General features: G+C 41.0%; 7 protein-coding genes and 1 pseudogene. 5 read left to right on the top strand and 3 right to left on the bottom strand.

Annotated elements, in window-relative coordinates; all coding sequences use genetic code 11:
• Nucleotides 1-505 precede the first annotated feature (505 nt).
• Nucleotides 506-1,573, bottom strand: a complete 1,068-nt coding sequence (locus QAI40_RS16155; protein ID WP_304511829.1) for a response regulator — start codon at nucleotides 1,571-1,573, stop codon at nucleotides 506-508.
• A 162-nt stretch (nucleotides 1,574-1,735) separates the two neighbouring features.
• Here QAI40_RS16155 and QAI40_RS17250 point away from each other — a divergent pair, with 162 nt between their 5' ends.
• The 4 genes from QAI40_RS17250 to QAI40_RS16140 all read left to right on the top strand — a co-directional run bounded on the left by QAI40_RS17250 (nucleotide 1,736) and on the right by QAI40_RS16140 (nucleotide 5,496).
• The gene (locus QAI40_RS17250) at nucleotides 1,736-1,960 is read left to right on the top strand and encodes a BrnT family toxin (RefSeq protein WP_442875408.1); all 225 of its coding nucleotides are present in this window, start codon (nucleotides 1,736-1,738) and stop codon (nucleotides 1,958-1,960) included.
• Nucleotides 1,957-2,196, top strand: a complete 240-nt coding sequence (locus QAI40_RS16150) for a CopG family antitoxin (RefSeq protein ID WP_299983838.1) — start codon at nucleotides 1,957-1,959, stop codon at nucleotides 2,194-2,196. Before QAI40_RS17250 ends, QAI40_RS16150 begins: the two co-directional genes overlap by 4 nt.
• Before the next feature lie 134 nt (nucleotides 2,197-2,330).
• Nucleotides 2,331-3,077, top strand: coding sequence for a protein-L-isoaspartate(D-aspartate) O-methyltransferase (locus QAI40_RS16145; RefSeq protein ID WP_299983840.1), 747 nt, complete (start codon nucleotides 2,331-2,333; stop codon nucleotides 3,075-3,077).
• 1 nt (nucleotide 3,078) lies between these two features.
• Complete coding sequence (locus QAI40_RS16140; protein WP_304511828.1) at nucleotides 3,079-5,496, top strand: hypothetical protein; 2,418 nt, start codon at nucleotides 3,079-3,081, stop codon at nucleotides 5,494-5,496.
• A gap of 120 nt (nucleotides 5,497-5,616) precedes the next feature.
• On the opposite strand, the gene QAI40_RS16135 is transcribed toward QAI40_RS16140, so the two are convergent.
• Nucleotides 5,617-6,072, bottom strand: coding sequence for a DUF3795 domain-containing protein (locus QAI40_RS16135; protein WP_299983844.1), 456 nt, complete (start codon nucleotides 6,070-6,072; stop codon nucleotides 5,617-5,619).
• A 122-nt stretch (nucleotides 6,073-6,194) separates the two neighbouring features.
• Between QAI40_RS16135 and QAI40_RS16130 the strand changes: the two genes are divergently transcribed.
• Nucleotides 6,195-7,190 (top strand): GlxA family transcriptional regulator, encoded by a 996-nt coding sequence (locus tag QAI40_RS16130; RefSeq protein WP_299983846.1) that lies wholly within the window; start codon nucleotides 6,195-6,197, stop codon nucleotides 7,188-7,190.
• Nucleotides 7,191-7,207: 17 nt separating this feature from the next.
• Here the strand turns inward: QAI40_RS16130 and QAI40_RS17245 are convergent.
• Nucleotides 7,208-7,465: pseudogene (locus QAI40_RS17245) on the bottom strand (Crp/Fnr family transcriptional regulator); the annotation flags it as partial.
• Between the last annotated feature and the right edge of the window lie 155 nt (nucleotides 7,466-7,620).

Below are 7,620 nucleotides of genomic sequence, written 5' to 3'. Positions count from 1 at the left end.
CCTGGAGAGCATTTCCAATGCTGCTTCACCATTCTCTGCAAAGTAACAAGAATAACTCGTTCTTTCCATGATATTTTCAAGCAGATCTCTTATCATGGGCTCATCATCAACAATTAAGATATTGGTTTTTGGGGAATCTGTAAAAACAAAGTTATCCATCACGGGCTGTCCTGTTTCAGCAATTTTCATCTGTAATACATCTTTTTTATTTATCTCATTTTAAAAGGACATCGGCAAGTTTACAACAAAACTTTAGCAACTGCTCAGGCTGATCCCTAATCCCTGATCCGCCAAGTTGGCGTAAGAGCATTTCCTGAAGATCTATGCCTTCCTTGCAAGGTCTTTCGCTATCTTCTGGTCAACCATTGCGGCATAAATATCCTTGTCGGAAAATTTATTAAGCCCGCTCCGCTTTGTGGGTATGAAGAATACAGAGGGGCGTGTTGAATGCTTCCCGTCGGCAGGTTTTGAAAGCAAAACAAAAAAAGAAGGATAAAAAATAAAATCAGTTTGCTCTATCCCGTTCACTGAGTGTGAAATGTTGATCTGTTTTGCCTTCAAAAGTACCGACTTTGCCTCTGATTTTCAGGAATTGATCAAAACTGGTGATAAAGATATCAAGAACCTCAGGGTCAAAGTGCTCCCCTTTTTCTTTTTTCAGGATATCATAGATAATCTCGGGAGGATAAGGGTCTTTATAAGGCCGCTTTGAGGTGAGTGCGTCAAAGGTATCTGCCAGAGCAACAATCCGTCCGGATATGGGGATATCAATTCCTTTTAATTGATTGGGATATCCTTTCCCGTTAAATTTTTCATGATGGGTCAGGGCAATTTCATGGGCCATCTGAAGGATCTTTGATTTGGATTGGAATAAAAGCCTTGCGCCGATCTGTGTGTGGGCTTTTATGGTTTCAAACTCGCTATGGGTGAGCTTGCCCGGTTTTAAAAGAATTTTATCCGGGATGCCGATTTTTCCGATATCATGCATGGGTGCTGCATAATAGATTGTTTCTTTAAATTCCCGGGGAAGATTTAGCTTTTCAGCTATGAGTGAGCAATATTGTCCGATCCTGACAATGTGATCCCCGGTGTCTTCATCTTTATACTCTGCTGCCATGACCAGACGATGTATGGAGTCGATATAAGATTCTTTGAGCTCTTCATGGGCGTTTCTTGTTTCTTGTTTAAGACGTCTTTCCCGCAACACACGATCTATCCTGAGCACCATTTCTCTGGGTGAAAAAGGCTTTTCAACAAAATCACTGGCACCGATATTGATGATTTCATCATACTGATAGCTTCTGGTTTGGCCTGTCATTACAATGATATCGGCAGTAAATTTTGATTTAATGATTTTAGCAAGGTCAATACCATCCATTACAGGCATGCCAACATCAGTAATCACCACATCAAACACCTGCCTGGAGAGCATTTCCAATGCTGCTTCACCATTCTCTGCAAAGTAACAAGAATAACTCGTTCTTTCCATGATATTTTCAAGCAGATCTCTTATCATGGGCTCATCATCAACAATTAAGATTTCAGCATTTTGAGAATTTGCAAAATCATTCATTATGGCCGCCTTGATTATTATTTTGAAATTTATGTTCCGAAATTACACTTAATAAAAATATCAAATCAACATAAAGTCAAGCTAAATTCAAAAAAATTGATCAACGATAAATGTTTTTCCCTTGGATTTTAAATTATATGCCAGCAAGCTACACCTTGACAAATAATTATAATATACTTACTCTATAATTATGAAAATGCTATTGAGTTTGATGATCCTGATCATTCCATTAATGAAGAAAGATTTATTCTTTTAGGTTTAAATCAAAACCTCAAAGTTTTAGTTGTATGCCATTGCTGTCGCAGCAATGAATCTGAAATTCGGATTATAACAGCAAGGAAGGCAACTAAAAAAGAGCAAATTGTTTATTTAAGGGGGTTATCATGAGAAAAGAATACAATTTTGATAAAATGAAGGGACGGAAAAATCCTTATGCTAAAAATTTAAAACAACAGGTGACTATGCGTATAGGAGTTGACATTGTAGAATATTTTAAAAATTTAGCAGAGGAAACCGGAGTTCCATATCAAAACTTAATTAATCTATATTTACGTGATTGCGTTCAATCAAACCGCAAACTTTCCCTGAATTGGACATCGCAAGTTGCAGAACAATCGAGTTAACTGGAACCCTTGCTGCCAGTTGCTCAGGCGTTCTGCTAAGGAAAAAACATTAAATTATATGCGATTGCTTTTTCATCAGATTTAGTGAATAGTAATATCATATCAACGCTCCTTAAAATTTTGTGAGGCCGGGAATGAAAGCTTTAAAATTCATTAATAAATTCCCTGTTATTTTTTTGCTCCTGATGGTGTTTGGTTTTTCAGCCGGTTCAGAATCAATCGGGAAATCCGACGATTATGCTGCGGCCCGCAAGAATATGGGTTTATATCAAATCAGGCATCGGGGTATCACAGACCGGAATGTATTAAATGCAATGGAATCCGTGTTTCGTCACGAATTTGTCGAATCTACTTACAAGAGAAAGGCCTATGAAGACAGACCATTGCCCATTGGCTACGGCCAGACCATTTCGCAGCCTTATATTGTTGCGCTCATGAGCCAGTTGCTCAATGTTGATAAAGACTCCAGGGTCTTAGAAATCGGAACAGGCTCAGGATATCAGGCAGCGGTTCTGGCCCGAATCGTCAAGGAAGTGTACACTATTGAAATTGTAAAGCCGCTGCATGAACGTTCCCAAAAAGCACTAAACCGTCTGGGATATCAAAATATCCGTACCTTGAATGCAGACGGCTATTTTGGATGGAGCGTCCATGCGCCCTTTGATGCCATTATCGTGACCTGCGCTTCTGATTTTATCCCCCCTCCTTTAATAGACCAGTTAAAACCGGGTGGGCTCATGTGTATCCCTGTTGGACCGCCTTTTAAAGTTCAGCATCTGGTTCTGGTGAAGAAAGGAAAAACAGGAGATATTACAACCCAAGTCATTACCTCGGTACGATTTGTCCCCCTTACAAGAAATCAGTCAAGAAAAGAGGAATAAGTTGAAATCACCCGGCTCGGGAATTGTTAGCTTCAGTGTTTTTTTTACCTCTTTTTCGATTCTGAGTTATCAAATAATTTTTACACGGATTTTTGCCTGGGCACAATGGCATAACCTCTCGCCTCTTATTATCACCATGGCTCTCTTGGGATTTGGTGCCAGCGGTTCTGTTACCAGTGTGATTCAAAAAAAAATTGAAAACAGGTATTCACTGTTTTTTTTCACAGGCCTGATATTGTTTCCTGTTTTTTTAACCTTTGGATTTATCATTTCCACAAGGTTGGTTTTTAATCCCTATGAAATGACCTTTAGTGTGGGACAGATCATCAGCATGTTTCTCTATTTTTTCCTCATGGGGTTTTCTTTTTTTCTGGGTGCTTTGATAGTCTGTATGGCATTGTTAAAATATTCCGTATCAAAGACCTATTTTTTTAATCTTCTCGGGTCAGGAGCCGGCGCTCTGGCAGTGGTTGCGGCATCATTTTTATGGCACCCCTTTCATATCATGACGGGCATTATCTTTATTGCCATGGTGCCCGCATTGGTAATGGCTTTCAAAAGCAGTGTTAAATATGCCTTAACTGCCGGAACCGTAACGGCTATCATTATCGGCATTTTTTTTATGCTGTTTTCTTTTCCGGATTTTAAAAAAGTATCTCAATACAAAGCCATTTCAGGGGCCTTAAACCTGCCGGACGCTCAAATTGTTCATGAAGCTTACTCGCCTCTGGCTGTCGTACAGGTGGTCCAGGCAAAAGGACTTCGCACAACCGCAGGCTTAAGCCTGATATCCCCCTTTCAGGTACCGGTCCAGAAAGGTATTTTTTTTAATGGTAGTTCAATGAGTCCCATAACCCCCTTTAAAGGTAACAAAAACGATATACGATACCTTCAACACCTGGCACCCTATCTCCCCTTTCATGTGATGGATAAAACTAAAAGAAACCGTGTGCTGATTATTGGATCAGGCGGCGGAGAATCCATATTAAAATCAATTTTAAGCCAATTTAAACATATTGATGCGCTTGAGGTGGACCCACGTGTCATATCCCTTATGAAAAATCAATTCGGGCCTTATTCCGGGCATATCTACACCGGGAAAAATGTGACCATCCAAATCCGGGAGGCAAGAAGTTTTATAAAGCAGACCCCAAAAAAATATGACCTTATCGAGTTGTCCATGATTGATGCCTACAATACTGCCGCATCAGGCGTTTATGCCTTAAATGAAAGCTATCTGTATACGATTGAATCTATAAAAGACTATGTCGGGCATTTAAATGATAGCGGTCTTCTGGCCATCAGCAGATGGGTGGTCACCCCTGCAAGGGACAACCTTAAAATATTCAATATGGTGATAGAAGCGTTACGGCAAATGGGAATTGATGATATTCAAAATCATCTGATCGCCATACGGTCGCTTCAGACCCTGACGCTGCTGGTTTCCAAATCTCCCATCACAGGAGAAATGATCGATAAAACTACGACGTTTGCCAAAGAGCGGCTTTTTGACCTGGTGTATTATCCAGGCATCAGTGAAAATCAGGTGAACCGGTTTATCAAACTTAAAACACCGGTGTATCATGAGGCATTGCAAAAACTGTTGTCCAGCGATTCAAAAGCCTTTATTGAAGCCTATGACTTTGATATTCGTGCTGCCACAGACAACCGGCCTTATTTTTATAATTTTTTTAAACCCGCAGTGCTCAGATATATTAAAACCTATGGCCCATCCCAGATTCCTGTCACCGAATGGGGGTACCTTATTCTTTTGATCATCCTTTTGCCTGTCCTGGTCTTAAGTTTTATTTTCATTGTTTTTCCCCTGCTGATAACGGGTCAAAAAGTAACAAGGAGAAAGAAAACCATATTTGCCTATTTCTCTCTAATTGCTGTGGGATATTTTTTTATTGAAATGCCAATGATACAGAAGATGATTCTTTTTTTGGGCCATCCTTCTTATTCTCTTTCCGTTATTATTGCAGGACTGCTTGTTTTTTCCGGTATCGGCAGCCTGTTTTCAACCAGACTTTTCCCTGAAAGCAAAAGGATTCTTTATTCAAGCTTAAGTATTATTCTTGTTACAGGGCTTTATCTCATTTTTCTGGACCCGATACTTCTATTTTTTATATCCTTTTCTCTTGGACAAAAGGTGGTCCTGACTCTTTTGATGATTGCACCGTTAGGGTTTTTCATGGGGATTCCTTTTCCCTGCGCCTTGAATTTTTTAAAAAGAGAAGATGAGTTTTCTCTGGCCTGGGCATGGGGGATCAACGGCTTTTTCAGCGTTATCAGTATCCTTCTGGCAACGGTTCTTGCCATTATTTTTGGATTTAAAGCCGTCATGATGATTGCCATTCTCTGCTATGGCTGTGCAGGGGTCCTGTCTTATCAGTTCATCAGAAAGAAGCTGTCTTGATCAGCCAAGACAGCTTCTCTTATATTGACCTTGTGTCCGCATTCGGATTGGCACAAGGGGCGACTATTGGCGCCGGCAGCATCATTTCTCGGGAGCTGTCAGATTTTCCATGTTTGTTTTTCAGACATACCTGGGGCGGGACCTATTCTTTTCATAAAATTCTTCCAGACCTATTTTTTTAATTTTTTCGTTAATCATTATCCACCCTTTATACAGGCCAGTATCAAAATTGGTTCTGTCACAGGGAAACTCGTCACACTGGTAGCAAAAATCAATCTGTTTTTTCTGGTGACAGCCGCGTACCCCACAATTTTTAAACAGTTTGCACTGTTCATTACGACATCCCTTGCAGTTCTCCGAAGCAAAGTAATCCAGCATCTCCTTGAAATCCGGATATTTTTTAAAAATTGGATCACCCAGCAGGGTTTCAAATCGTTCGGCATAGATGTCGAAATTTCCCAGTTTTTCTTTGAGTTTCAGACTGTACCTGCGGATATCTCCATCCACATGGGCAAAACATTTTTCACAGCTCAGGCCGCAGGGGGCCAGGGAAGCCTTGATTCGTTCAGAAGTCATAGATAGTCTCCTTTTGTTTAAGATTTATTTGATTATAGTGGTTGCATTTTGAAAATAAAAGTGGCACAAACGACATTATAAGGGGCGATATCGACATTTCTCCACCATTTAAGGGAGGCTCAATGAAAAAAGTAACCATTCTCGGACTTTATAACTCCATGGCCTCCACCATTTTCGGCCCCATGGATATCCTGAACCAGGCAGGACGTCTCTGGAACCGTCTGAGCAAGTCCCCTCCAACTCCGTTTTTTGACGTCACCATTGCCTCGGCAGACGGACAACCCATTCGATCCCTGTATGATGTCATTATCCAGCCCCATTGCAGTATTGAGGCAATAGATAAAACAGATTTGATTATCATTGCATCGGCCACCTATATCAAACAGATTCTTAAAACAAGCCCTGAGCTGATTCCATGGATCCGTAACCAATACAGCCAGGGCGCCCATGTGGCCAGTATCTGCACTGGAGCATTTTTACTGGCGGAAACCGGTTTGCTGGACGGAAAATCAGCAACCCTCCACTGGGGATTTGCTCAGATGTTCCGCCAAAAATATCCCCGGATCAATTTAAGACAGGACCAAATGTTCATCGACCAGGGCCGCCTCTATTGTGCAGCAGGGGTGAATGCCGGTATGGATTTGTCCCTCTACCTTGTGGAAAAATTTTGCGGCCGGCAAACTGCTGTACAGTGTGCCAAGACCATGGTCCTGGATTTGGGACGGGAAATGCAGGCCCCCTATAGCTGTTTTCTTTTTTCCAATGACCATGGCGATCCTTTGGTCATAAAGGCCCAGAAGTGGATAGAACAGCATCACACTCAATCAGTTGATTATGATCGGCTGGCCGAAAAATACCGGATGAGCCGCCGTTCATTGGAACGCCGGTTCAAACAGGCAACGGGCGTCACCCCTTTGGGGTATCTACAGCAATTACGGGTGGAAAATGCCAAACTCCTGCTGGAGGATGGCAGCCAGACCTTTAATGAAATCACCTATCTGGTCGGGTATGAGGATATTTCTTTTTTCAGGAAAGTGTTTGTCAGACTGACAGGTCTTAGGCCAAAAGAATATCAGCAGCGGTTTACAGGATACACTGCCAAACTCGTTCCGCAATGATTTCCCCCTATCAGTTTTTAGAATTTAGTCTCGGTCAGTTTTCCCGATGCCTTTCTTAAATAAAGACATAGCAAACGGGTCATCCCTTTAAGAATTTTTATTCCTATTCGAGGATGTTCATCTAATATTATATCAAAATTTTTACGCGGCAATGTAACCAATTTACTATCTGTTTGCGCCTTAATTGTAGCGGATCGAGGAAAATTATCTATAATAGACATATCGCCGATAGATCTTCCTTTAGATAAAGTGCTTATAACTACAGCATCATTATCGTCTGATTTCTTTACTCGTGTTCGACAGTTGTAGGTTCATTTTTACCGATTTTTGTAAAAATATCCAATAAAATCAGGCCGAGTATCGAATCTGAGTTCAAAACCTGTAGGCACACGACTACTCAAATTTATCTTGACAAATATATCAATACATG

The organism is Desulfobacula sp., assembly GCF_030611305.1.
In the GTDB taxonomy this organism is placed as follows: Bacteria; Desulfobacterota; Desulfobacteria; order Desulfobacterales; family Desulfobacteraceae; genus Desulfobacula.
The sequence above is the reverse complement of the archived record's forward strand: the minus strand, read 5'-3'. Positions and strand labels throughout refer to the sequence as shown.